This is a genomic window from Pseudomonas sp. BIGb0176 (assembly GCF_024810175.1).
In the GTDB taxonomy this organism is placed as follows: Bacteria; Pseudomonadota; Gammaproteobacteria; order Pseudomonadales; family Pseudomonadaceae; genus Aquipseudomonas; species Aquipseudomonas protegens.
In genome coordinates this window covers 740442-762707 of sequence record NZ_JANUEC010000003.1, presented here as the reverse complement: position 1 = coordinate 762707, position 22266 = coordinate 740442, and the positions used below count along the sequence as shown (strand labels likewise).

Below are 22266 nucleotides of genomic sequence, written 5' to 3'. Positions count from 1 at the left end.
AGCAACACAACCCACGTAACTCTTTACAGCAAAAAGCCCGCGTTAGCGGGCTTTCTGTGGTGACCTGGCGTTCAGTATTCCAGGTTACCGAATATGGCGCAGCGGACGGGACTCGAACCCGCGACCCCCGGCGTGACAGGCCGGTATTCTAACCGACTGAACTACCGCTGCGCGTAACACTGAATGCGAATGGTGGGTGATGACGGGATCGAACCGCCGACATTCTGCTTGTAAGGCAGACGCTCTCCCAGCTGAGCTAATCACCCTTCACGTTCGGTGTGGCGCGCATTCTACGGAGCAGCCCCCACTCTGGCAAGCACTTTTTATAATAATTTTTTCAGGCCTTCCAAAGGCTTAGCGAAGGGTTGGCCTGAGCAGCAGCGAAGAGAATAATGCCCTCCTTTGTATAAAGGAGAGATTCACCCCATGTGGTTCAAAAACCTGCTGATCTATCGCCTGACCCAAGATCTGCCTTTTGATGCTGAGGCGCTGGAAACTGCACTGGCGACCAAACTGGCGCGCCCCTGTGCAAGCCAGGAGTTGACCACTTACGGTTTCGTCGCCCCTTTCGGCAAAGGTGAAGACGCCCCGCTGGTTCACGTCAGCCAGGACTTCATGCTGGTAGCCGCGCGCAAGGAGGAACGCATCCTGCCTGGCAGCGTGGTGCGCGATGCGGTGAAGGAAAAGGTCGAAGAGATCGAAGCCGAACAGATGCGCAAGGTCTACAAGAAGGAACGCGACCAGATCAAGGATGAAATCATCCAGGCCTTCCTGCCCCGCGCCTTTATCCGTCGCTCCTCGACCTTCGCCGCCATTGCCCCGAAACAGGGCCTGATCCTGGTCAACTCGGCCAGCCCGAAGCGCGCCGAAGACCTGCTCTCCACCCTGCGCGAAGTCCTCGGCACCCTGCCGGTTCGCCCGCTGACCGTGAAGATCGCCCCCACCGCGATCATGACCGACTGGGTCAAGACCCAGAAAGCCGCCGACGATTTCTTCGTACTCGACGAGTGCGAACTACGCGACACCCACGAGGACGGCGGCATCGTGCGTTGCAAGCGCCAGGACCTGACCGGCGAGGAAATCCAGCTGCACCTGAGCACCGGCAAGGTGGTCACCCAACTGTCCCTGGCCTGGCAGGACAAACTGTCCTTCATGCTCGACGACAAGATGGTGGTCAAGCGCCTGAAGTTCGAAGACCTGCTGCAGGATCAGGCGGAACAGGACGGCGGTGATGAAGCCCTCGGCCAGCAGGATGCCAGCTTCACCCTGATGATGCTGACCTTCGGCGACTTCCTGCCGGCGCTGTTCGAAGCCCTGGGCGGCGAGGAGATTCCGCAGGGCATCTGACGCCTTGCCCGGATAACCGCTACGCACTAGACGCCACCGCCTTCGGTGGCGTTTTCACATAATAAGGAACAGGTCATGCGCGCACTGGCTGCACTGAGCCGCTTTGTCGGCAACACCTTCGCATACTGGGTACTGATCTTCGCCGTCCTGGCATTCTTCCAGCCTGGCTGGTTCGTCGGTCTCAAGGGCGCCATCGTGCCGCTGCTGGGCCTGGTGATGTTCGGCATGGGCCTGACCCTGAAACTTGAAGATTTCGCCGAAGTGGCCCGCCACCCATGGCGCGTGGCCCTGGGAGTGGTGGCCCATTTCGTGATCATGCCCGGGGTGGCCTGGGTGCTCTGCCAGGCATTTCACCTGCCGCCGGAAATCGCCGTCGGGGTGATCCTGGTCGGCTGCTGCCCAAGCGGCACCTCTTCCAACGTGATGACCTGGCTGGCCCGCGGCGACCTGGCGCTGTCGGTGGCCATTGCAGCGGTTACCACTCTACTGGCCCCACTGCTGACCCCGGCGCTGATCTGGTTGCTGGCCTCGGCCTGGCTACCGGTCTCGTTCATGGAGCTGTTCTGGTCGATCCTGCAAGTGGTGCTGCTACCGATCGTGTTGGGAGTGCTGGCCCAGCGCCTGCTGGGCCAGCGGGTGCAGCACGCGGTGGAAGTACTGCCGCTGGTTTCCGTGGTGAGCATCGTCATCATCGTCACCGCGGTGGTGGCCGCCAGCCAGGCGAAAATCGCCGAGTCGGGCCTGCTGATCATGGCCGTGGTGATGCTGCACAACAGCTTTGGCTACCTGCTGGGCTACTTCACGGGGCGTCTGTTCAAGCTGCCACTGGCGCAGCGAAAATCCCTGGCCCTGGAAGTCGGCATGCAGAACTCCGGCCTGGGCGCGGCCCTGGCCAGCGCTCATTTCTCGCCACTGGCGGCGGTACCCAGCGCCTTGTTCAGCGTCTGGCACAACATTTCCGGGGCCCTGCTCTCGACCTATTTCCGGCGAATGGAAGATCCAGCCGAACAAAAGCTGGAAATACAGCGAGGCCATGACTGAGGAAAAAAATACTCGCCCACGTGAGAGTGGGCAGTATACTGCGCATCGCGAGGACGACCTCGCGACTCATTCGAGCGATCAATTCCGGGGACGACCCCATCAACCGATGAGGTAGGCATGTCCTGGATCATTCTGTTTTTTGCCGGTTTGTTTGAAGTGGGCTGGGCCGTCGGCCTGAAATACACCGATGGCTTCAGCCGCCCGCTGCCCACCGCCCTGACCATCATTGCCATGGCCATCAGCCTCGGCCTGCTGGGCCTGGCGATGAAGGAACTGCCCCTGGGCACGGCCTATGCCATCTGGACCGGAGTCGGCGCCGTCGGCACGGTGATCGCCGGTATCATCCTGTTTGGCGAATCCATGGCTCTGGTGCGCCTGGTCAGCGTGGCGCTGATCATCGCCGGCCTGGTGGGCCTGAAAGTCAGCGCCAGCTGAAAAGCCCAGGCAGAAATGAAAACGCCCGCAAATGTGCGGGCGTTTTCGTATCCGGCAGCTAGCGCCGTGGACCCCGCAATTGCGCCACCATGGCCTGCAACTTCGCCGGTTCGGCTGCGTCCACCGCCACCGATGGCCCGGCCACCAGGGTCACTCGCGACCAGAAGCGGTGGAAGAAACCCTTGCTCGGATCGCGACTGAAGAAGCTGCCCCACAAGCCTTGCAGAGCCATGGGAATCACCGGCACCGGGGTTTCCTCGAGAATCCGTGTCAGCCCGCCCTTGAACTCGTTGATCTGGCCATCGGCAGTCAGCTTGCCCTCGGGAAAAATGCACACCAGTTCGCCATCGCGCAGGTACTGGGCAATGCGCTGGAAGGCTTTTTCATAGATCTGCAGGTCTTCATGCCGACCGGCGATGGGAATGGTTCCGGCGGTACGGAAGATGAAGTTCAACACCGGCAGGTTGTAGATCTTGTAGTACATGACGAAGCGAATCGGCCGACGCACCGCACCGCCAATCAGCAAGGCATCGACGAAAGACACGTGGTTGCACACCAGCAGGGCAGCGCCTTCATCAGGGATCAACTCCAGGTTGCGATGCTCAACGCGGTACATGGAATGGCTGAGCAGCCAGATCATGAAACGCATGCTGAACTCGGGCACCACCTTGAAGATGTAGACGTTGACCGCAATGTTGAGCAGCGACACCACCAGGAACAGGTGGGGAATGGTCAGCTGGACCATGCTCAGCATCACGATAGAGACAATCGCCGACACCACCATGAACAGCGCATTGAGAATGTTGTTGGCGGCTATCACCCGGGCTCGCTCGTTTTCCGGGGTACGGGACTGGATCAGGGCATACAGTGGCACTATATAGAAGCCGCCGAAGATCCCCAGGCCAAGGACATCGAACAGCACCCACCAGGCATGGGCAAAACCCAGCACTTCAATCCAGCCATGACCCGTGGCGCTTTCCGGGATACCACCGGAATGCCACCACAGCAGCAGGCCGAACACCGTCAGGCCAAAGGAGCCGAACGGTACCAGGCCGATCTCAACTTTGCGCCCCGACAGCTTCTCGCACAGCATCGAGCCTACGGCAATCCCCACCGAGAACACCGTCAGGATCAGGGTTACCACGGTCTCGTCGCCGTGCATCCATTCCTTGGCATAGGCCGGAATCTGGGTCAGGTAGATGGCGCCGACGAACCAGAACCAGGAGTTGCCGACAATCGAGCGCGACACCGCCGGGGTCTGCCCCAGCCCCAGGCGCAAGGTGGCCCAGGACTGGCTGAAGATATTCCAGTTCAGGCGCATCTCCGGGGTCGCCGCGGCAGCCCGGGGAATGGCGCGGCTGGCCAGGTAGCCCAGTACCGCCACACCGATCATGGCGCTGGAGACTATCGGCGCGTAATGCTCCGAGGACATCATTACCCCAGCGCCGATAGTGCCGGCCAGGATCGCCAGGAACGTACCCATTTCCACCAGGCCGTTGCCTCCCACCAATTCCTCTTCACGCAAGGCCTGGGGCAGGATCGAATACTTCACCGGGCCGAACAGCGCCGAGTGGGTGCCCATGGCGAACAGGGCCACCAGCATCAGCGACAGGTGATCGAAGGCGAAGCCCACCGCCCCCACCACCATGATCGCGATCTCCCCCAGTTTGATCAGGCGGATCAGCGAGTCCTTGGCGAACTTCTCGCCAAACTGCCCGGCCAGGGCGGAAAACAGGAAGAACGGCAGGATGAACAGCAAGGCACAGAGGTTGACCCAGATCGACCGGTCACCCTCGATGCTCAGCTTGTAGAGAATGGCCAGGATCAGCGACTGCTTGAAGATGTTGTCGTTGAAGGCACCGAGGGATTGCGTGATGAAAAACGGCAGGAACCGCCGCTTGCGAAGCAAGGTGAACTGCGAAGGGTGACTCATCTTCCATGTCCCTGAGTGGCGTGGATACTGTTATTGGAATGTCGAATATCGATCCAGGCCACAACCTTACCTATCTTTGCCGATTATTTCCGTAACCCCGCAATGCACGGCGAGACAAACAGCTCTCCTTTATAAGCCCCCTGCACCGTGCGCTTGGCCACGATCAGCCACATCACCGCCAGCGCCGCCACCAGTACCGCGCCAAACACACTGAAAAAACCCAGGTGCAAGGTGCTGCCCAGTTTAAGGGTGGCCAGCGAATACACGCCCAGAGGAAAGGTAAAGCCCCACCAGCCAAGATTGAAGGGTATGCCTTCGCGCAGGTAACGGCGGGTGATGAGCACGGCCATCAACATCCACCACAGACCGAACCCCCACAGTGTGAGCCCCGCCACCAGGCCCAGGCCGGCGGCAATCTCACCGACGCCGGGCAAGCCATTGGCGGCGAAGATCGCCGGTGCATCGGCGCCCAGCACCAGCATCCCCAAGGCACCGGTGCCGATTGGCCCCAGGGCCAGCCAGCTCGACGCCGCCATGCTTTCATGGGGCAGTTTGTGCAGCGCCATGCGCAACAGCAGGATGGTCAGGATGCTGAACGCCACCGGCAGCGAAAAGGCCCACAGCACGTAGCTGGTGCTGAGCATTACCAACTGCCCGTGGGCATCCAGCAGATGAGGCGCAAGCAGGCCGCCACTGGCCGCCGCCACTTCGGCCGCCACCACCGGCAGCAGCCAGACCGCGGTCATCTGGTCGATGCTGTGTTCCTGGCGGGTGAACATCATGTAGGGAATCAGGATCCCGCAGGCCAGGGACATGGCCACATCCAGCCACCACAGCAGTTGCGCCACCTCCACCACACCATCGCCCCAGCGAGGCATGCCGAACACCAGCAAGCCATTGATGATGGTCGCCAGGCCCATGGGGATGGTGCCGAAGAACATCGAGACCGTGGAGTGCCCGAAAATCCGCCGCGCCTCGTCGAAGAACAGCACCCAGCGCGCGGTATACATCGCGGTAAACAACAGGAACAGGGCGATGGTCAGCCACCAGAAACCCTCTGCCACCTGGTGCAAGCCGGGAACCTCGGCCGGCCACTGGGCCAGCGCCAAGGCCAGAACCCCGGTACCCATGGTGGCGGCGAACCAGTTGGGGGTGAATTGGCGAATGGCTTCGAGGGGATGCGGCAGATGGCTCAATGGCCAGTGGCCGGTTTTAACGCTATTGGGGCATGTCATGGTCGTGTCTCCTGTCCTCCGATGAGGTAGGAAACATGGTAGAACCTAATCGAATATCTATATAACGGGTAATCTCTCTATCTGTTATCTATTTTGCAGATAAACATCTATGCACGGCCCCAGGAGCGATCACCGCAATCGGACCACGCCCGTATCTGATTGGCGTACAGCACCTCTCCCCTGCGGCTTCCCAGGCACAATCCCGCAGCCCTTGACGCCTGGGGCTCAAAGCCCCGACGCCCCACACGCCGCCACCGGGCGCTGGCGTATCAGGGCCAGCAGCGCCCCGAGGGACAAGAGAACCAGTACCGCACCATAGCCGTCAGTAGTAGCGATCAGGCCGAAGCTGCGGGTCAGGTTGCCAGCCAACAACGCCGGCAGGCAAAAGGCCAGGTAGCTCAGCACATAAAACGCCGACATCAGGCCCGCACGCTCATGAGGCAGGGCCAGTGGTACCACACTGCGCAGCGCACCGAGAAAACCGGCGCCAAAGCCGCTGCCCAGCACCAAGGTGCCAAAGAAGAACAACAGCAGGCTGGCGCTATGCACCGCAGCAAGGATCAACATCACTCCCGCCGCCAGCATCCCGGCGCCCAGGCGCAGCACCCTGTCTGCAGGATGCTGACGCAGGGAATAGATCATCAGCGCGCCGCTGAGTGTCAGCACCGCCACCAGGCCACCGCCGATCAGGTTCGAGGTAGAGCCGGTCGCCGCACGGACCAGCGAAGGCGCCAGCGACAGATAAAAGCCGCCCACCGCCCACACCGCCACGTCCACCGGCAAGGCCAGCCATAACGCGCGCCGCGCTTGCACCGGCACATGCAGCGTGGGTTTCAGCGACGCCCAGGCACCGGGTTGCGGGCTGACACTTTCCGGCAAGCGCCAGACATACCCGGCCTGGAGCACGAACACCCCGAGCAGCAGCCAGTAGCTCAATTGCAGCGGCCAGGGCGCAAACTCCACCAACAGGCTGGCCCCCATGGCTCCACAGGCCATGCCCAATAGCGGAGCAACGCTACTGACCAACGGCCCCTGCTGGCGATCGGTATCCAGCAGGGCCGCCCCCAGCACACTGGTGGCCATGCCGGTGGCAAAGCCTTGCATCACCCGCGCGGCAATCAGCCACTGCACTCCGCTTTCATTGATGAACAGCAACATCGCCAGGATATTGAGCAGTAAGGCGACAAAAATCACCGGTCGCCGCCCCAGGTGATCCGACAGCGACCCTACGGTCAGCAGAGCCGCCAGCAGGCTCATCGCGTAGACCCCGAATATCAGGGTCAGCACCGCCGGGGAAAAGTGCAGGTTTTCCTGATACAGGTGGTACAGCGGGGTCGGTACGCTGGAGGCAGCCAGAAAACTCAACAGGGTAATAGCCAGAAACACCAGACTGCGACGGTTGGACACGCAAGTGTCGATAGCACCAGACATAAGCTCGCTCCACTAAAGCTAATATTTTGCTTTTGTGCAGTGTGCTACCCGCCAATGCTTAAAGCAAATTCTTTGTGTTAAGGTGCCGCCCCATGGCTATCAAAGAAGGTTTGCGCCCCGGCGGCCGTAGCGCCCGGGTCCAGGAATCCATTCACACCGCGGTCCGCGAGCTCCTTGAAGAGCAGGATCGCTCGTCCCTCACCGTGCCGCAGATCGCCGCCCGAGCAGGCGTCACTCCGTCGACCATCTACCGGCGCTGGGGCGACCTGTCGGCCCTGCTGGCCGATGTCGCCCTGGAACGAATGCGTCCGGACAGCGAACCGGCCAATACCGGCAGCCTGCGCGGCGACCTGCGGGCCTGGGCCGAACAGTATCTGGACGAAATGAGCTCGGAGCCCGGGCGCAACATGATGCGCGATGTGCAATGCAGCGCGACCCCGGGCTATTGCGTGACCATCCTCAGCGGGCAGTTGCAGTGCATCCTCGAGCGCTATCAGGGCCACACGGAACACCTGCCGGACATCGACCGCCTGCTGAACCTGCTGGTAGCACCGACAGTGTTTCGCATCCTGTTCTCCGCCACGCCACTGCCGGTTCAGGAACTCCATGAACTGATCGAGATCGCTCTGCAGCCGTAGCCCTTCCCCGCCTCGGCTCAGCCCTGCGACATCAGGCCGCGCTGATACCTTGGTCGACACTGACGCCAATCCAACATCGTGCCAGACTGTCTGGCCGGGCTGAGGTGCCCGGTGTCTTTGTTCCGGAGTTTCCATGTCGTTGTCCAGCGGGCTGATCGCCGCCGTTGCCCTGGCCTATATGGCCATCATGTTCGCCATCGCCTTCTACGGTGACCGCCGCAGCGCGCCACTTCCGCCGCGGGTGCGGGCCTGGGTATACAGCCTGTCGCTGGCGGTCTACTGCACCAGCTGGACCTTCTTTGGCGCGGTGGGCCAGGCGGCCGAGCAGCTCTGGGCCTTCCTGCCGATCTACCTCGGCCCCATCCTGCTGCTGGTGTTCGCCCCCTGGGTGCTGCAGAAGATGGTGATGATCAGCAAGCAGGAGAACATCACCTCGATCGCCGACTTCATTGCTGCCCGCTATGGCAAATCCCAGTCGCTGGCGGTGGTGGTGGCACTGATCTGCCTGGTGGGGGTACTGCCCTACATCGCCCTGCAGCTCAAGGGCATCGTGCTTGGGGTCAACCTGCTGATCGGTGCCGGTGCAGACGCCATGGGCACCCGCGCCCAGGACACGGCGCTGATCGTGTCGCTGATCCTGGCCCTGTTCACCATCGTCTTCGGGACCCGCAACCTCGATGCCACCGAGCACCACCGCGGCATGGTACTGGCGATTGCCTTCGAATCCCTGGTCAAGCTGTTTGCCTTTCTCGCCGTCGGCGCCTTCGTCACCTTCGGCCTCTATGACGGCTTCGACGACCTGTTCAACCAGGCCATGCTGGCTCCGCGCCTGGAGCAGTACTGGAAGGAAACCATCAACTGGCCGTCGATGGTGGTGCAGACCGGGGTGGCGATGATGGCGATCATCTGCCTGCCGCGGCAGTTCCACGTCACCGTGGTGGAAAACATCGAACCCCAGGATCTGCGCCTGGCCAAATGGGTGTTCCCGGCGTACCTGGCCCTCGCCGCGCTGTTCGTGGTGCCCATCGCCCTCGCCGGGCAGATGCTCCTGCCCAGCAGCGTATTGCCGGACTCCTTCGTCATCAGCCTGCCCCTGGCCCAGGCCCACCCCGCCCTGGCTCTGCTGGCATTCATCGGCGGTGCCTCGGCGGCCACCGGCATGGTGATCGTCGCCAGCGTGGCGCTGTCCACCATGGTCTCCAACGACATGCTGCTGCCCTGGCTGTTGCGCCACAAGAATGCCGAGCGGCCGTTCGAAGTCTTCCGCCACTGGATGCTCTCGGTGCGCCGGGTGAGCATCGTGGTCATCCTGTTGCTGGCCTACGTCAGCTATCGCCTGCTGGGCTCCACCGCCAGCCTGGCCACCATCGGCCAGATCGCCTTCGCCGCCGTGACCCAACTGGCACCGGCCATGCTCGGCGCGCTGTACTGGAAACAGGCCAACCGCCGCGGTGTATTCGCCGGCCTGGCTGCCGGCACCTTCATCTGGTTCTACACCCTGATCCTGCCCATCGCCGCCCACAGCCTGGGCTGGTCCCTGAGCAGTTTCCCCGGCCTGGCCTGGCTGCACGGCAATCCGCTGAACCTGCCGATCACCCCGCTGACCCAAGGCGTAGTGCTGTCCCTGGCGGGCAACTTCACCCTGTTCGCCTGGGTTTCGGTGCTCTCGCGCACCCGAGTCTCCGAGCACTGGCAGGCCGGACGCTTCATCGGCCAGGAAATCAGCGGCCGCCTCAGCTCCCGCTCGATGCTGGCGGTACAGATCGACGATCTGCTGAAACTGGCCGCGCGTTTTGTCGGTGAGGAACGTGCGCGCCAGAGCTTCATCCGCTTCGCCTATCGTCAGGGCAAAGGCTTCAACCCGAACCAGAATGCCGACGGCGAGTGGATCGCCCATACCGAGCGCCTGCTGGCCGGTGTGCTCGGCGCCTCTTCCACCCGCGCGGTGGTCAAGGCCGCCATTGAAGGCCGGGAGATGCAGCTCGAAGACGTGGTGCGCATCGCCGACGAAGCCTCCGAGGTGCTGCAGTTCAACCGGGCCCTGCTGCAAGGGGCGATTGAAAACATTACCCAGGGCATCAGCGTGGTCGATCAGTCGCTGAAGCTGGTGGCCTGGAACCGCCGCTATCTGGAGCTGTTCAACTACCCCGATGGGCTGATCAGCGTGGGCCGGCCAATTGCCGACATCATTCGTCACAATGCCGAGCGCGGCCTGTGCGGACCTGGCGAGGCAGAAGTCCATGTGGCCCGGCGCCTGCACTGGATGCGCCAGGGTCGAGCTCATACTTCCGAGCGGCTGTTCCCCAATGGCCGGGTCATCGAACTGATCGGCAACCCCATGCCCGGCGGCGGCTTTGTCATGAGCTTCACCGACATCACCCCGTTCCGCGAAGCCGAGCAGGCCCTCACCGAGGCCAATGAAGGGCTGGAACAAAGAGTGGCTGAGCGTACCCACGAACTGTCGCAACTCAACGCAGCACTGACTGAGGCCAAGGGCACGGCGGAAGCGGCCAACCAGTCGAAGACGCGTTTTCTGGCCGCGGTCAGCCACGATCTGATGCAACCGCTGAACGCCGCGCGCCTGTTCTCCGCGGCACTGTCCCACCAGGACGACGGCCTGTCCGCCGAAGCCCAGCAACTGGTGCAGCATCTGGACAGTTCGTTGCGCTCCGCCGAGGACCTGATCAGCGACCTGCTGGACATCTCGCGCCTGGAAAACGGCAAGATCACCCCTGATCGCAAGCCCTTTGCCCTCAACGAACTGTTCGACACCCTGGGAGCCGAATTCAAGGCCCTGGCCCAGGAACAGGGCTTGCAGTTCCGGGTGCGCGGCAGCCATCTGCGCATCGACAGCGACAGCAAGCTGCTACGTCGGGTGCTGCAGAACTTTCTGACCAATGCCTTCCGTTACGCCAAGGGCCCCGTTTTGCTGGGAGTGCGCCGCCGTGGTGAAACGTTGAGCCTGGAAGTCTGGGACCGGGGGCCGGGTATTCCCCAGGACAAACAGCAGGTGATCTTCGAGGAGTTCAAGCGCCTGGACAGCCACCAGACCCGCGCCGAGAAAGGCCTGGGCCTGGGCCTGGCGATTGCCGATGGCCTGTGCCGGGTGCTCGGCCATCCGTTGCAGGTACGTTCCTGGCCCGGCAAAGGCAGCGTATTCAGCGTCAGCGTGCCCCTGGCCCGCAGCAGCGTGGTGGCTCCAGGCAAGGCAGCCGAGCTCAACGGCCAGTCCCTCAATGGCGGGCAAGTGCTCTGCGTCGATAATGAAGACAGCATTCTGATCGGCATGAACAGCCTGCTCACCCGCTGGGGCTGCCAGGTCTGGACCGCCCGCAACCGCGAGGAATGCGCGGCGCTGCTCAAAGAAGGCATCCGCCCGCAACTGGCCCTGGTGGACTACCACCTGGATAACGGCGAGACCGGAACCGAGGTCATGGCCTGGCTGCGCACGCAACTGGGCGAGCCGGTACCGGGGGTCGTGATCAGTGCCGATGGGCGCCCTGAAATGGTCGCCCAGGTCCATGCAGCGGGCCTGGACTATCTGGCCAAGCCGGTGAAGCCGGCGGCCTTGCGCGCCCTGCTGAGCCGGCACCTGCCCCTGGGCTGACGGGCCTTTGGCGGATTACTCCGGCAATTCCAGCTCGCGTCCTTCGGCGTCGGTCATGGCCCGCTCCAGCAAGTCCGCCGGCAAGCTCTTGCTGGCCCGGGCGCCAAGCAGCTTGAGCTGCTCGCTACGGCTGACCAGGTTGCCACGCCCTTCAGTCAGCTTGTTACGCGCAGCGGCGTAGGCCTTGTCCAGTTGTTGCAGGCGATTGCCCACTTCATCCAGGTCCTGGATAAACAGCACGAACTTGTCGTACAGCCAGCCGGCGCGCTCAGCGATCTCCCGGGCATTCTGGCTCTGGCGTTCCTGCTTCCACAAGCTGTCGATCACCCGCAAGGTGGCCAGCAACGTGGTTGGGCTGACGATCACGATATGCCGGTCAAAGGCTTCCTGGAACAGATTCGGCTCGGCCTGCAGAGCCGCGGAAAACGCTGCCTCGATGGGCACGAACAGCAGCACGAAATCGAGGCTGTGCAAGCCTTCAAGGCGCTTGTAATCCTTGCCGGCCAGACCTTTGACGTGATTGCGCAAGGACAGCACGTGCTGTTTCAGGGCCGCCTGGGCGACCTGCGGATCGTCGCTACCGACGTATTGCTGGTAAGCCGTGAGGCTGACCTTGGAATCCACTACCACCTGCTTGTCACCCGGCAACATGATCAGCACGTCAGGCTGGAAGCGCTCGCCATCCGGGCCCTTGAGGCTGACCTGAGTCTGATACTCGCGGCCCTTTTCCAGGCCGGCGTGCTCCAGCACTCGCTCCAGAATCAGCTCGCCCCAGTTGCCCTGAGTCTTCTGGCCCTTGAGGGCACGGGTCAGGTTGGTGGCCTCATCGCTCAGGCGCAGGTTCAGCTGTTGCAGGCGCTCCAGCTCCTTGGCCAGGGAGAAGCGCTCCCGGGCTTCGGCCTGATAGCTTTCCTCGACCCGCTTCTCGAAGGACTGGATACGCTCCTTGAGCGGGTCCAGCAACTGCCCAAGGCGCTGCTGGCTGGTCTCGGCGAAACGCTGTTCGCGCTCATCGAAGATCTTCCCCGCCAGCTCGGCGAACTGGGCGCGCAACTCATCCCGCGAGCCTTGCAGATCGGTCAGGCGCTGCTGGTGGCTGTCCTGCTGCTCACGAAGCTCGGCATTCAAGGACGCCGCCAGGGCATCCAGCCGGCGCAATTCGTTTTCTTTGGCGGCTCGTTCCAGGTTCCAGGCGTGGGCGGCATCACGGGCGTTATCGCGCTCGATCTGCAGCAATTCGACCTCGCGGCGCAGGGCTGCCAGGTCCGCCTGCTTCAGAGCATTGGCCTGGCTCAGGTCGCTGACTTCATCGCGGCTGGCATCCAACTGTGCTGCCAACCCCTCCTGGGCCAATTGGGCCGTGGCCAGGCGCTCTTCCAGCAGGCTCAGCTCAGTCTGGCTGGAACTGGCCCGACGTTGCAGTTGCCAGGCCAGAACCAGTAGCGGCAGCGCCGCTCCCGCCAGGCCAAGCAGCAAGCTGGTCACGTCCATAGCCATAGCGATTCCTGCCGTAGAAAGAAGAAATGAAGGTTAACCAAGCGTCCGAGTGTTGGACAGCTCAGTCTTCGATCCGGCCCAGCTCCAGTTGCGCACGGCGGTCGCCGGCACGGGCAGCCTGGCGCAACAGGTCATGGCCGATGCGACGATCACGGGCGTTGCCGCATTCGCGGCACATCAACTGGCCCAGGCGACTCTGCGCCGCGACCACGCCTTCCCGGGCCGGCTGCTTGAGCAGGCGTCCAGCAAAATGCTTGACGTTGGGGTTGTGACCAAGGCGCGGGCTGTCCAACAGCCAGAGAGCAACGCGCAGGGAAAACCGCTTGGGTTCGGTAACACTGGCAGGGGTCGCGGTAACAGAAGGTGATACGGAGCGAAACTTCATAAAGCACTGTGGGGCAGATCGGAAGGCGCGCCACTCTACTCCTTTTTTCGCCCGGGTAAAGCCTAAAAGAGCCAGCACGCCCGTCCTAGAGCAAGCGCTTGGGACAATCCACAGAAGCTGTGGATAACTCAGTGGACAACCCCTCCACAACCCTCCCAAAGCCCCATGAGACGGGCCTTGCAGTCAAACTGACGATTTTTTCACCAGTAAAAAAAAGCGATGTTTATCATTGACTTAAATTCTCGAGACAGGCTAAGGGGCGGGCGTTGGGGAAGGTGACAACGGGGTGACACGCTGCGCAACAAGTGTGCACAACCTTGCGCAGATTAACGCCGGTAACGCACTGTTTTCGTACACGCCACAACAGCAACGGTTACACAGCTGATGCTTGAGCCTCTGGCCTCTTCTGAAAGTTTTTTCCTAGCACACTTGCATTATGTCGTTCAACCCAATAGAATCCTCGCCGTTAGTACCAAGCTGAAAGTCAATTCTGGTCGAACAAGTCCCATCGACAGCGTCTCCAACCGAGCACAACGTCGAACACCAAGGACCGACCACCTCGATGGTTTCCAGGTAAAGCTCACCCTATCGCCCTTGATACGAATTCAACGGCAGTGCTCGAGCCATTTACTCTGACCGAACCAACCTGCAAATTGATCAGGATCTCCACCCTGGGCCCCGAACCTTTGCCCTTGCTGTGTTGCCTGCCCTCCTAAGTACCTACCTGCCAGCCCTAGCGCAACCAATCAACGCGCTGCAACTGGCTGCTTTGTTCCAGTCAGGTTCTTCGTTTGACCAATGCTGGTCGACGTTTACTGGAACGTTTTAACGTTGCACGGTTCTTAACCGTGTCATTTGTAGGAACACCTAATAATTATGTCTACTCAAATCCAGACTCAGGATGCCATTCGCACCCTAACCCACGCCTTTGCACCGTTGAACTGCCTGATCATGGCCGCTCGCAAAGGTTGCTTCAGCTTCACTCTGGTCAACGAACATGGGATCGCCCGTCACAGCGAACGCCTGTATCCCGACCAGTATTCCAGCGCCGAACCGCTGCAGGCAGTGATCGAACGTGCGCGCCAGGCCCTGGTTGCCTGATACGCCGAACTGCTGAAAACCCTGAAAAGCCTCGCCTGATCGCGGGGCTTTTTATTGCCTGCAATTCGCCCATTTACCCTACAGAGCAAAGTACCAATCGATATAAGGCTTATAACAAGAGGACGGAAATATTTTAAAAACAGTCCTTTACAGCACAGATATGACACTACACTTCAACTCAAGCGGCCTGAACCGCTTCCGGCAAACCTGATCCTTTTTTGCTGCCAAGCGCCCTTCAGGTTTCGCCGGCCATTTCACACTTCGAGGGCTTTATGGGTATCGCCGCCAGCGAGTTGTGCCGCTATGTGATCCGCCCGACGCTGATGTACCTGGGCAGCCATAGCAAAACCGCTGAAGTCCTGCTGCTGGGCATTGCCGCCAGCCAATCGGCGCTGGGCTCAGCCCTGCACGATCGTCGTGGCCACGGCCTCTACCGCATCACCGAATTGCGCCATCAAGCCCTCTGGGACCAGTACCTGGCACTGGATCCGGAACGGGCCAGCCTGGTTCGCGGGCTCGCCAGCCAGCATGCGTTCCTCAGCGGGCCGCACCTGGAACTGACCGTCAACCTGCGTTACGCCACCGCCATTGCCTGGTTGCTGGTGGAAGAACAACACACGCCGCTCCCCGCTGCCGACGACCTGCTCGGCATGGCCCGCATCTGGAGGAAGACCTTTCAACCACAAGGACGTTTAAGAGATTTCGCCTGCGCCTGGCAGACCTGCATTGCACCGTTAAACCAGGTCGCCTGCTGACAACGACTTTTGCAAAATCGGAGAAAGAAGCCGATTTTGGTCGGATTGTCCTACAAAACCGCTCTAAATCAACTGTTGCAGCCTATAGCGCCGAGATCGAAATGTTGGTAATTTTCGCCTCGGTGATCACCAGGAGTTCTAATAATGAAAAAAGTAATGCTCAAATCCACCATAAGTCTCGCGGTTGCACTTGCCTCTACCCAACTTTTCGCCAGCGGTTTTGCTCTTAACGAACAAAGCATCAGCGGCATGGGTACCGGCTTCGCGGGTCGTTCCTCTTCTGCCGAAGATGCCAGCACCGTTTACGGTAACCCTGCCGGCATGTCCCTGCTGCAACGTGACCAGGTAACTGTCGGCGTAGCGGCAATCGATGCCAAGACCAACCTGAAAAACGTCAAGGGAGGCCCACCCGGCGGCACCAGCGACGGCGACATGGTTCCGTTCACCAGCGTTCCTATGGGGTTCTTCGTCAAACAACTGGGCAACGGCTGGGCATTGGGTCTGGGCGCCTATGCCCCCTTCGGCCTGGTTACCAACTATGAGTCCACTTCTGCCAGCCGCTATTACGGCGACAAGAGCGTAGTCAAGGTCGTCACCCTGCAACCGACCGTCAGCTATGCCTTCAATGACATGGTGTCGATCGGCTTCGGCCCGACCATCAACCGCCTGAGCGGTGAACTGACTTCCGCGACTCCGTTTCCAAACCCTGCGCTCTTCGGCCGCAATGATGGCAGCGTGAAGATCAAGGGTGACGATACCGCCATCGGCTACAACGTCGGCATCATCGTCCAGCCTACCGACACTACTCGCCTGGGCCTGACCTACCACTCGAAGGTCAAGTACAAGCTGGAAGGCCACACCAACATCGCCGGCCCGGGCTTCGGTCCGTTCAATGGCGGCCGTTACGACGCCTCGCTGGACATCACTACTCCGGAAGTCGTCGACTTCTCTGTCACCCAGAAACTGGATGACCAGTGGACCGTCTACGCAGGTAGCACCTGGACTCGCTGGAGCCGCCTGAAAGACATCACCGTGAACAACGAAGGTGTTCCTGCCCTGCTTGGCGGTTCCAGGGGCCCGATCGGCACCATCACCGAGCCACAGAACTGGCACGACACCTGGGCCTCGGCTGTTGGTGTTTCCTACAAGGTCAACAAAGAGTGGGTTCTGCGCAGCGGCCTCTCGGTTGACCAGGCGCCAACCAACAACACCGACCGTTCCGTACGTATCCCTACCGGTGACCGTAAGGCCATCAGCTTCGGTGCCGGCTACAGCCCGACTGAAGACCTGACTCTGGACCTGGCGGTTTCCTACCTGAAGGAAGAAGACGTCAACGTCAACAGAACCGGCAAAGGCAATGCCTACAGCGCTACTTACCAGAACAGCGCATGGGGCTACGGCCTGGGCGCCACCTACAAGTTCTAACGAACTCTAGGCCGCGCAGTTTCAAACCAATAAAAAACCCGCAGATGCGGGTTTTTTATTGGCTAATGAATAGGCTTTCTCAGGATTTCGACGCCAATGCCTTCTCCACCGCTTCGATGAATTCCGGATTGTCCGGTTTGGTCAGGCTGGAAAAGTTGGCAATCACATTGCCCTGGCGATCCACCACGTATTTATAGAAATTCCACTTCGGCGCGCTACTCTGCTGCGCCAGCACCTTGAACAGGTGCACCGCATCCGCCCCCCGAACCTTCTGTGGCTCGGTCATGGTGAAGGTCACGCCGTAATTGACGTAGCAGACCTTGGCAGTCTCCGCGCCATCCTTGGACTCTTGCTTGAAGTCATTGGAGGGCACGCCCACCACTTCCAGCCCTTGATCCTTGTAACGCTGGTACAGCGCCTCAAGGCCTTTGAATTGCGGAGCAAACCCGCAGAAGCTCGCCGTATTGACCACCACCAGCGGCTTGCCGGCAAAGCGCTGGCACAAGTCGATGGATTCCTTGGCGTGCAATTTGGGCAAGGAACCCTGCAACAGGGGCGGACAGTCCGCCGCCCATGCCGAGCCGGCCAAGGTCGCGAGTAAAGCTGGAACCGCAAACCAGCGCATAGCCATGTCCAGAATCCTTGTCAAAGTGTCGGGCTACGACGTTACTCGCCCCCTCGCTCCCCTAGCAAGCGCCCATGCCCAGCTGCATCAGCGCCAGGCCGCCCCGGTGCCAGCCCCACCAGGCCAGCAGCAACAATAGAATGCCGAGGCCCAGGCCGGCACCGCGCAGCAGCCAGCGGTTCATGCCGCGCTGGCCTGCAAACGCGCCACCGGCCGCTCGCGCACCGGCCAGTTCAGTGCCGCAGCCAACAGACTAAGGAGAATCGCCACCTGCCAGATCAAGTCGTAGCTCCCGGTACGGTCATACACCACGCCCCCCAGCCAACCACCAAGGAAAGACCCCAATTGGTGGAACAGGAACACAATGCCGCCGAGCATGGACAGGTTGCGCACGCCAAACAAGGTGGCCACGGTGCCGTTGGTCAAAGGCACGGTGGACAGCCAGAGAAAGCCCATGGCCATGCCGAACAGATAGGCGCTGGCCTGAGTCACCGGCAACCACAGGAACAGCCCGATCACCACCGCCCGTAGCATATACAGGCCCGTCAGCAGGCGCGGCTTGGACATCCGCCCACCCAGCCAGCCGGCGGTATAGGTACCAAAGATATTGAACAGGCCAATCAGGGCCAGCACCGTGGTGCCCACGGTCGCCGGCAAGTGCTGGTCCACCAGATACGCCGGCAAGTGCACGCCGATGAACACCACCTGGAAGCCACAGACGAAAAAGCCGAATGCCAACAGCCAGAACCCTGAATGGGAACAGGCTTCACGCAAGGCCTCCATGAGGCTCTGCTCATGTCCCAGCGCCGGCAGCGGTTTGTCCTTGAGCATGCTCACCAATGGCACGATCAAGGCCACCAGCAAGCCCAGCACCAGCAGCGCCGTAGACCAGCCCAGCCAGCCGATCAGCCCCAGGGTTCCGGGGAGCATGGCAAATTGGCCGAAGGAACCTGCCGCACTGGCAATCCCCATGCCCATGCTGCGTTTTTCCGGCGGCAAGGCGCGGCCGACAACACCGAGAATTACCGAGAAGGACGTACCCGACAGACCTATGCCGATCAGCAGCCCGGCACTCAGGGACAGGGTCAGGGCCGAATCCGACAGCCCCATGAACACCAGCCCGACCGCGTACAGCACGCCACCCACCAGCACCACTTTCGCCGCACCAAAACGATCGGCCAAGGCTCCGGTAAAAGGCTGGGCCAGCCCCCAGATCAGGTTCTGCAGGGCAATGGCGAAGGCGAAGACTTCGCGCCCCCAGCCAAACTGCGCGCTCATGGGCGGCAGGAACAGGCCGAAGCCATGCCTGATCCCCAGCGACAAGGCCAGGATCAATGCGCTGCCGAGAAGCACCCAGCCGCTGGTACGCCAAATCGATGACATTTTTATTCTCCAGTTACGGGTATATACCCGCTTATAGTCGAACGAAAGGCGCTCAAGACAGTTCGTTCAGCAAGGCCAACAAGGTTTCACGCTTTTCCACACCCAGGCGATCGATCAACCGCTGCTGAGCCGCTTCCCACGCAGGCAAGGCCGCCACCAGCCGCTCATGCCCGGCCTCGGTCAACAGCACCAGCCGGTTTCGCTGATCGTCGCCTTCCTGCAGGCGCACCAGCCCTGCAGCTTCCAGGACCCGCACATTGCGCCCGAGCGTGCTGCGATCCAGCCCCATGGCTTCCGCCAGGCTGGAAATGCTTGGCTGATCAAGGCGCAACAGGTTGTTCAGCAGAGAATACTGGGCAACGTTGATCCCGAAGCCATCAAGGGCGCCGTCGTAGTACCTGCTGACGCCACGGGCGGCGCGACGCAGGTTGGTGCACAAACACTGAGAGGGAAGCATGATGCGTGTATATACCCGTGATTATTCCAAGGCAAGATTTTTCATGAAAATCGTCAATCCCGTGCTCCACTCAAAACAGCGCCACCCCGAGCAATACGGCAGTTTCCAACAGTTCAAGCACAGCCCCGGCAGTGTCTCCAGTGGTACCACCCAGGCGCCGCATCATCACTTGCCGCAGCCAGAAGAACAGCACAGTGGCCAGCAGCACTGCCCATAACCCGCTGTAGCCTCCCAGCAGCAAACAGGCCAGTACGCTCAAGCCCAGCACTTGCCGCCCGGCCACACGTGGCAGGTGGTCAGCCAGCGCCTGCCCCAGCCCACCGGCACGCACATAAGGCGTGCAGAGAAACAGGCCCAGCAATGCCCCGCGGCCGATCAGCGGCGCCAGCAACAAGGCAAAGCCCTGCTGCTGTTCGATCAGCGCCACCAGGGCGGTGAACTTGAGCAGCAGCACCAGCACCAGGGTCACCACGGCGATCGGACCACTACGGGGGTCCTTCATGATGCTCAGGGTCCGCTCTCGATCGCCAAAGCCCCCCAGCCAGGCATCGGCACTGTCCGCCAGGCCATCCAGGTGCAGACCACCGCTGAGCAGGACCCAGGCGGTCAGCAGCAAGGCCGCATGCAGCAACAGGGGAATACCGCCCAGCATGGCATTCAGCACCCACAACAGCACGCCGAACAGCAGCCCCACCAACGGATAGAACAACAGCGAGCGGCCCAGCTCTTCAGGCCGAGGCATGCCCGGCAGGCGGACCGGCAGGCTGCTGAGAAACTGCAAGGCAATCCAGAACGGCAACATCTCAGCCCTCCTCGCTCATCCGGCCTTCGCTGGCGACCTGCAGACGAAACAGCGCGCCATGACCCACTTCAACGTTCAACAACTGCTGGCGCGGCAGCCCTCGAGCCCGGGCCAGCAGCAAGCGCATGACCCCGCCATGGCTGACCAGCAGCACACGCTGCCCGGCGCAGGCCTGGTACAAGCGCTCTATCGCCCCCAGCACCCGCAGGGAGAACAGCTCTACCGGCTCGCCCCCAGGCGGGGTGAATGCATAGGGATCGGCCCAGAAACGCCCCAGATCATCGGCGTCGGTTTCCATCAGCGCCGCCGCGCTCTGCCCTTCCCAGGCGCCAAAGTGCAGTTCCTGAAGATCAGGCTCGAGGCTCAGCGGCAACTGCAGCTGCTCCGCCATTTCTTGGGCGAAACGCGCACAGCGCTGCAATGGCGAACTCAGTACCCGGTCCCAGGGACCCCGCCCCTGGACAGCTTCGCGCATCTGTTGCCAGCCCGTTGCAGTCAACGCATCGTCCAGGCTGCCGCGCAGGCCACCACCCAGTTCGGTTTCACCGTGGCGCAACAGGTCCAGGCGCAAGGTCATACCGGACGATCCGCCACCGCTGCTTCGGCGAAAGTCGCCATCTGCCCGTGCAGGTCACAGGCCAGCCGCAGCAACGGCACTGCCAGGGCGGCGCCGCTGCCTTCACCCAGGCGCAGGCCCAGGTCCAGCAAGGGTTCGGCTTGCAGGGTCTGCAGCACATGCCGGTGCCCGGGCTCGGCGCCCTGGTGGGCGAACAGCAACCAGGGCGCGCAGGCCGGATTCAGACGCACCGCCACCAACGCGGCGACGCTGCAGATGAAACCGTCCACCAGCACCGCAATGCCCTCCTGGGCACACGCCAGGTAAGCCCCCACCAGCGCCGCCACTTCAAAGCCACCCAGGTTGAACAGGGTCTGCAAGGCATCGCCGCGAGAGGCATCGTGCAGCGCCAGGGCACGCTCGATAACCTGCGCCTTGTGATTGACCCCCTCGGCATTCAGGCCGGTGCCCGGCCCGGCCAGTTGTGCCACTGGAATCCCCAGCAGGGCACAGGCAATGGCACTGGCTGCGGTGGTATTGCCGATACCCATTTCACCGCCGATAAACAGCTGGGCGCCGTCGGCATGAGCCCGCAGCGCGCTGTCGCGGCCGGCTTGCAGGGCCTGCTCGCCTTGTGCATGGGTCATGGCCGGCCCCTGGACAAAATTCTGCGTGCCAGCCCCCAGGTTCAGGTGGCGCACCCCCGGCAGGTTCAAGCCTGGCGTCACTGTGCCCAGATCCACCACCTCCAGTTGCGCCTGCAGTTGCCGGGCCAGCACGCTGATGGCCGCTCCGCCGCTGACGAAGTTCAACAACATCTGCCCGGTGACTTCCTGCGGGTAGGCGGAAACGCCCTCGGCCACCACCCCATGGTCACCGGCGAAGATGGCGATCCATAGCCGCTCGATGCCGGGCTTGAGCCGTCCTTGCAGGCCCGCCAGGCGTACCGCCAGTGGCTCCAGGCGCCCGAGAGAGCCGGCCGGCTTGGTCAGTTGCTGCTGACGCGCCAGGGCCTGCTCGACCATCTGGGTGTCGATTGCCTTGCACGGTTCCAGCCACCAGGAGTTACTCATAACGCAGTTCCTTTCAAAGTCAGGGGCAGGCCGGCGACCGTCAGCACCACTCGCTGACAACGCTCGGCCAGGGCTTGATGCAGCCAACCGGCTTCATCCACATAGCGGCGAGTCAATTCGCCCAGCGGCACGACACCCATTCCGGTTTCGTTGCTGACAAAAATGATCTCCCCCGGCAAGTTCGCCAGGCAATGCAACAAGGCCTCGCGTTCGGCGGCCAGACGCTCGGGGTCCTCAAGCATCAGCAGGTTCGTCAGCCACAGGGTCAGGCAGTCCACCAGCAGGCAGCGCCCTTCGCCGGCAGATTCCTGCAGCACCCGGGCCAGCTCCAGCGGCTCCTCGATCAAGCCCCAATGGGCCGGACGCCGCTCGCGATGATGGGCAATGCGTTGATTCATCTCGCCATCCAGGGGCTGGCTGGTGGCGATGTAGGTCACCGCCAGGGCGCTGTCACCGGCGAGCTTTTCAGCGAGGCGGCTCTTGCCGGACCGGGCACCGCCGAGGATCAGTTGCAACATGCTTGGGCACCTCTGATAGGGA

The 22266-nt window shown here is 61.8% G+C and carries 21 protein-coding genes and 2 tRNA genes; 8 read left to right on the top strand and 15 right to left on the bottom strand.

Annotated elements, in window-relative coordinates; translation table 11 throughout:
• Positions 1-94 precede the first annotated feature (94 nt).
• Positions 95-171, bottom strand: a tRNA-Asp gene (locus tag M2395_RS21680).
• A gap of 19 nt (positions 172-190) precedes the next feature.
• Positions 191-266, bottom strand: a tRNA-Val gene (locus M2395_RS21675).
• Between the two features lie 160 nt (positions 267-426).
• Between M2395_RS21675 and rdgC the strand changes: the two genes are divergently transcribed.
• The 3 genes from rdgC (at position 427) to sugE (ending at position 2823) form a co-directional block, all read left to right on the top strand.
• Entirely contained in the window at positions 427-1347 is a 921-nt protein-coding gene (gene rdgC, locus M2395_RS21670) for a recombination-associated protein RdgC (protein ID WP_011062670.1), read from the top strand.
• A gap of 75 nt (positions 1348-1422) precedes the next feature.
• The gene (locus M2395_RS21665; protein ID WP_015636621.1) at positions 1423-2388 is read left to right on the top strand and encodes a bile acid:sodium symporter family protein; all 966 of its coding nucleotides are present in this window, start codon (positions 1423-1425) and stop codon (positions 2386-2388) included.
• A gap of 117 nt (positions 2389-2505) precedes the next feature.
• Complete coding sequence (gene sugE, locus M2395_RS21660; protein ID WP_011062672.1) at positions 2506-2823, top strand: quaternary ammonium compound efflux SMR transporter SugE; 318 nt, start codon at positions 2506-2508, stop codon at positions 2821-2823.
• A 58-nt stretch (positions 2824-2881) separates the two neighbouring features.
• Here sugE and M2395_RS21655 read toward each other — a convergent pair whose 3' ends face one another.
• From M2395_RS21655 to M2395_RS21645, 3 genes are all read right to left on the bottom strand, one after another.
• On the bottom strand, positions 2882-4756 hold the full coding sequence (locus M2395_RS21655; RefSeq protein ID WP_015636622.1) for an MFS transporter: 1875 nt from the start codon (positions 4754-4756) through the stop codon (positions 2882-2884).
• A gap of 83 nt (positions 4757-4839) precedes the next feature.
• A complete protein-coding gene (locus tag M2395_RS21650) occupies positions 4840-5991 on the bottom strand; it encodes a TDT family transporter (RefSeq protein WP_077934619.1) in 1152 nt (383 codons plus the stop codon).
• Between the two features lie 225 nt (positions 5992-6216).
• Positions 6217-7422: an MFS transporter gene (locus M2395_RS21645; RefSeq protein ID WP_041119467.1), complete on the bottom strand. Its 1206-nt coding sequence runs from the start codon at positions 7420-7422 to the stop codon at positions 6217-6219.
• A 92-nt stretch (positions 7423-7514) separates the two neighbouring features.
• Between M2395_RS21645 and M2395_RS21640 the strand changes: the two genes are divergently transcribed.
• Entirely contained in the window at positions 7515-8060 is a 546-nt protein-coding gene (locus M2395_RS21640; protein WP_015636625.1) for a TetR/AcrR family transcriptional regulator, read from the top strand.
• 133 nt (positions 8061-8193) lie between these two features.
• Positions 8194-11667, top strand: a complete 3474-nt coding sequence (locus M2395_RS21635) for a PAS domain-containing hybrid sensor histidine kinase/response regulator (RefSeq protein ID WP_011062677.1) — start codon at positions 8194-8196, stop codon at positions 11665-11667.
• Between the two features lie 15 nt (positions 11668-11682).
• On the opposite strand, the gene rmuC is transcribed toward M2395_RS21635, so the two are convergent.
• On the bottom strand, positions 11683-13050 hold the full coding sequence (rmuC, locus tag M2395_RS21630; RefSeq protein WP_162865008.1) for a DNA recombination protein RmuC: 1368 nt from the start codon (positions 13048-13050) through the stop codon (positions 11683-11685).
• Between the two features lie 175 nt (positions 13051-13225).
• Entirely contained in the window at positions 13226-13549 is a 324-nt protein-coding gene (locus M2395_RS21625) for a sel1 repeat family protein (protein ID WP_011062679.1), read from the bottom strand.
• Positions 13550-14425: 876 nt separating this feature from the next.
• Between M2395_RS21625 and M2395_RS21620 the strand changes: the two genes are divergently transcribed.
• From M2395_RS21620 to M2395_RS21610, 3 genes are all read left to right on the top strand, one after another.
• The gene (locus M2395_RS21620; RefSeq protein ID WP_011062680.1) at positions 14426-14650 is read left to right on the top strand and encodes a hypothetical protein; all 225 of its coding nucleotides are present in this window, start codon (positions 14426-14428) and stop codon (positions 14648-14650) included.
• 272 nt (positions 14651-14922) lie between these two features.
• Complete coding sequence (locus tag M2395_RS21615) at positions 14923-15405, top strand: hypothetical protein (protein ID WP_015636627.1); 483 nt, start codon at positions 14923-14925, stop codon at positions 15403-15405.
• Positions 15406-15549: 144 nt separating this feature from the next.
• Positions 15550-16830 carry an OmpP1/FadL family transporter gene (locus tag M2395_RS21610; RefSeq protein WP_011062682.1) on the top strand — a complete coding sequence of 427 codons (1281 nt, stop codon included), beginning with the start codon at positions 15550-15552 and terminating at the stop codon, positions 16828-16830.
• A 79-nt stretch (positions 16831-16909) separates the two neighbouring features.
• On the opposite strand, the gene M2395_RS21605 is transcribed toward M2395_RS21610, so the two are convergent.
• The 8 genes from M2395_RS21605 to cobU all read right to left on the bottom strand — a co-directional run bounded on the left by M2395_RS21605 (position 16910) and on the right by cobU (position 22244).
• Entirely contained in the window at positions 16910-17461 is a 552-nt protein-coding gene (locus M2395_RS21605; protein ID WP_015636628.1) for a glutathione peroxidase, read from the bottom strand.
• A 55-nt stretch (positions 17462-17516) separates the two neighbouring features.
• Positions 17517-17639, bottom strand: coding sequence for a hypothetical protein (locus M2395_RS21600; RefSeq protein WP_015636629.1), 123 nt, complete (start codon positions 17637-17639; stop codon positions 17517-17519).
• Positions 17636-18838, bottom strand: a complete 1203-nt coding sequence (locus tag M2395_RS21595) for an MFS transporter (RefSeq protein WP_077934621.1) — start codon at positions 18836-18838, stop codon at positions 17636-17638. The genes M2395_RS21600 and M2395_RS21595 overlap by 4 nt, the downstream gene beginning before the upstream one ends.
• Positions 18839-18890: 52 nt before the next feature.
• Entirely contained in the window at positions 18891-19295 is a 405-nt protein-coding gene (locus tag M2395_RS21590) for a MarR family winged helix-turn-helix transcriptional regulator (RefSeq protein WP_015636631.1), read from the bottom strand.
• A 70-nt stretch (positions 19296-19365) separates the two neighbouring features.
• The gene (locus M2395_RS21585; protein WP_077934622.1) at positions 19366-20097 is read right to left on the bottom strand and encodes an adenosylcobinamide-GDP ribazoletransferase; all 732 of its coding nucleotides are present in this window, start codon (positions 20095-20097) and stop codon (positions 19366-19368) included.
• A 1-nt stretch (position 20098) separates the two neighbouring features.
• Complete coding sequence (gene cobC, locus M2395_RS21580; protein ID WP_077934623.1) at positions 20099-20674, bottom strand: alpha-ribazole phosphatase family protein; 576 nt, start codon at positions 20672-20674, stop codon at positions 20099-20101.
• The gene (gene cobT / locus M2395_RS21575) at positions 20671-21726 is read right to left on the bottom strand and encodes a nicotinate-nucleotide--dimethylbenzimidazole phosphoribosyltransferase (protein ID WP_077934624.1); all 1056 of its coding nucleotides are present in this window, start codon (positions 21724-21726) and stop codon (positions 20671-20673) included. Before cobT ends, cobC begins: the two co-directional genes overlap by 4 nt.
• Positions 21723-22244: a bifunctional adenosylcobinamide kinase/adenosylcobinamide-phosphate guanylyltransferase gene (gene cobU, locus M2395_RS21570; RefSeq protein ID WP_041119473.1), complete on the bottom strand. Its 522-nt coding sequence runs from the start codon at positions 22242-22244 to the stop codon at positions 21723-21725. The genes cobT and cobU overlap by 4 nt, the downstream gene beginning before the upstream one ends.
• Positions 22245-22266 lie beyond the last annotated feature (22 nt).

Coding starts and splice junctions, on each gene's coding strand:
- cobC (WP_077934623.1), bottom strand. CDS start 20,674: ATGACCTTGCGCCTGGACCTGTTGCGCCACGGTGAAACCGAACTGGGT.
- M2395_RS21640 (WP_015636625.1), top strand. CDS start 7,515: ATGGCTATCAAAGAAGGTTTGCGCCCCGGCGGCCGTAGCGCCCGGGTC.
- M2395_RS21615 (WP_015636627.1), top strand. CDS start 14,923: ATGGGTATCGCCGCCAGCGAGTTGTGCCGCTATGTGATCCGCCCGACG.
- M2395_RS21590 (WP_015636631.1), bottom strand. CDS start 19,295: ATGCTTCCCTCTCAGTGTTTGTGCACCAACCTGCGTCGCGCCGCCCGT.
- M2395_RS21665 (WP_015636621.1), top strand. CDS start 1,423: ATGCGCGCACTGGCTGCACTGAGCCGCTTTGTCGGCAACACCTTCGCA.
- M2395_RS21605 (WP_015636628.1), bottom strand. CDS start 17,461: ATGGCTATGCGCTGGTTTGCGGTTCCAGCTTTACTCGCGACCTTGGCC.
- M2395_RS21635 (WP_011062677.1), top strand. CDS start 8,194: ATGTCGTTGTCCAGCGGGCTGATCGCCGCCGTTGCCCTGGCCTATATG.
- M2395_RS21620 (WP_011062680.1), top strand. CDS start 14,426: ATGTCTACTCAAATCCAGACTCAGGATGCCATTCGCACCCTAACCCAC.
- M2395_RS21610 (WP_011062682.1), top strand. CDS start 15,550: ATGAAAAAAGTAATGCTCAAATCCACCATAAGTCTCGCGGTTGCACTT.
- M2395_RS21585 (WP_077934622.1), bottom strand. CDS start 20,097: ATGTTGCCGTTCTGGATTGCCTTGCAGTTTCTCAGCAGCCTGCCGGTC.
- cobT (WP_077934624.1), bottom strand. CDS start 21,726: ATGAGTAACTCCTGGTGGCTGGAACCGTGCAAGGCAATCGACACCCAG.
- cobU (WP_041119473.1), bottom strand. CDS start 22,244: ATGTTGCAACTGATCCTCGGCGGTGCCCGGTCCGGCAAGAGCCGCCTC.
- rdgC (WP_011062670.1), top strand. CDS start 427: ATGTGGTTCAAAAACCTGCTGATCTATCGCCTGACCCAAGATCTGCCT.
- M2395_RS21655 (WP_015636622.1), bottom strand. CDS start 4,756: ATGAGTCACCCTTCGCAGTTCACCTTGCTTCGCAAGCGGCGGTTCCTG.
- sugE (WP_011062672.1), top strand. CDS start 2,506: ATGTCCTGGATCATTCTGTTTTTTGCCGGTTTGTTTGAAGTGGGCTGG.
- M2395_RS21595 (WP_077934621.1), bottom strand. CDS start 18,838: ATGTCATCGATTTGGCGTACCAGCGGCTGGGTGCTTCTCGGCAGCGCA.
- M2395_RS21600 (WP_015636629.1), bottom strand. CDS start 17,639: ATGAACCGCTGGCTGCTGCGCGGTGCCGGCCTGGGCCTCGGCATTCTA.
- M2395_RS21645 (WP_041119467.1), bottom strand. CDS start 7,422: ATGTCTGGTGCTATCGACACTTGCGTGTCCAACCGTCGCAGTCTGGTG.
- M2395_RS21625 (WP_011062679.1), bottom strand. CDS start 13,549: ATGAAGTTTCGCTCCGTATCACCTTCTGTTACCGCGACCCCTGCCAGT.
- M2395_RS21650 (WP_077934619.1), bottom strand. CDS start 5,991: ATGACATGCCCCAATAGCGTTAAAACCGGCCACTGGCCATTGAGCCAT.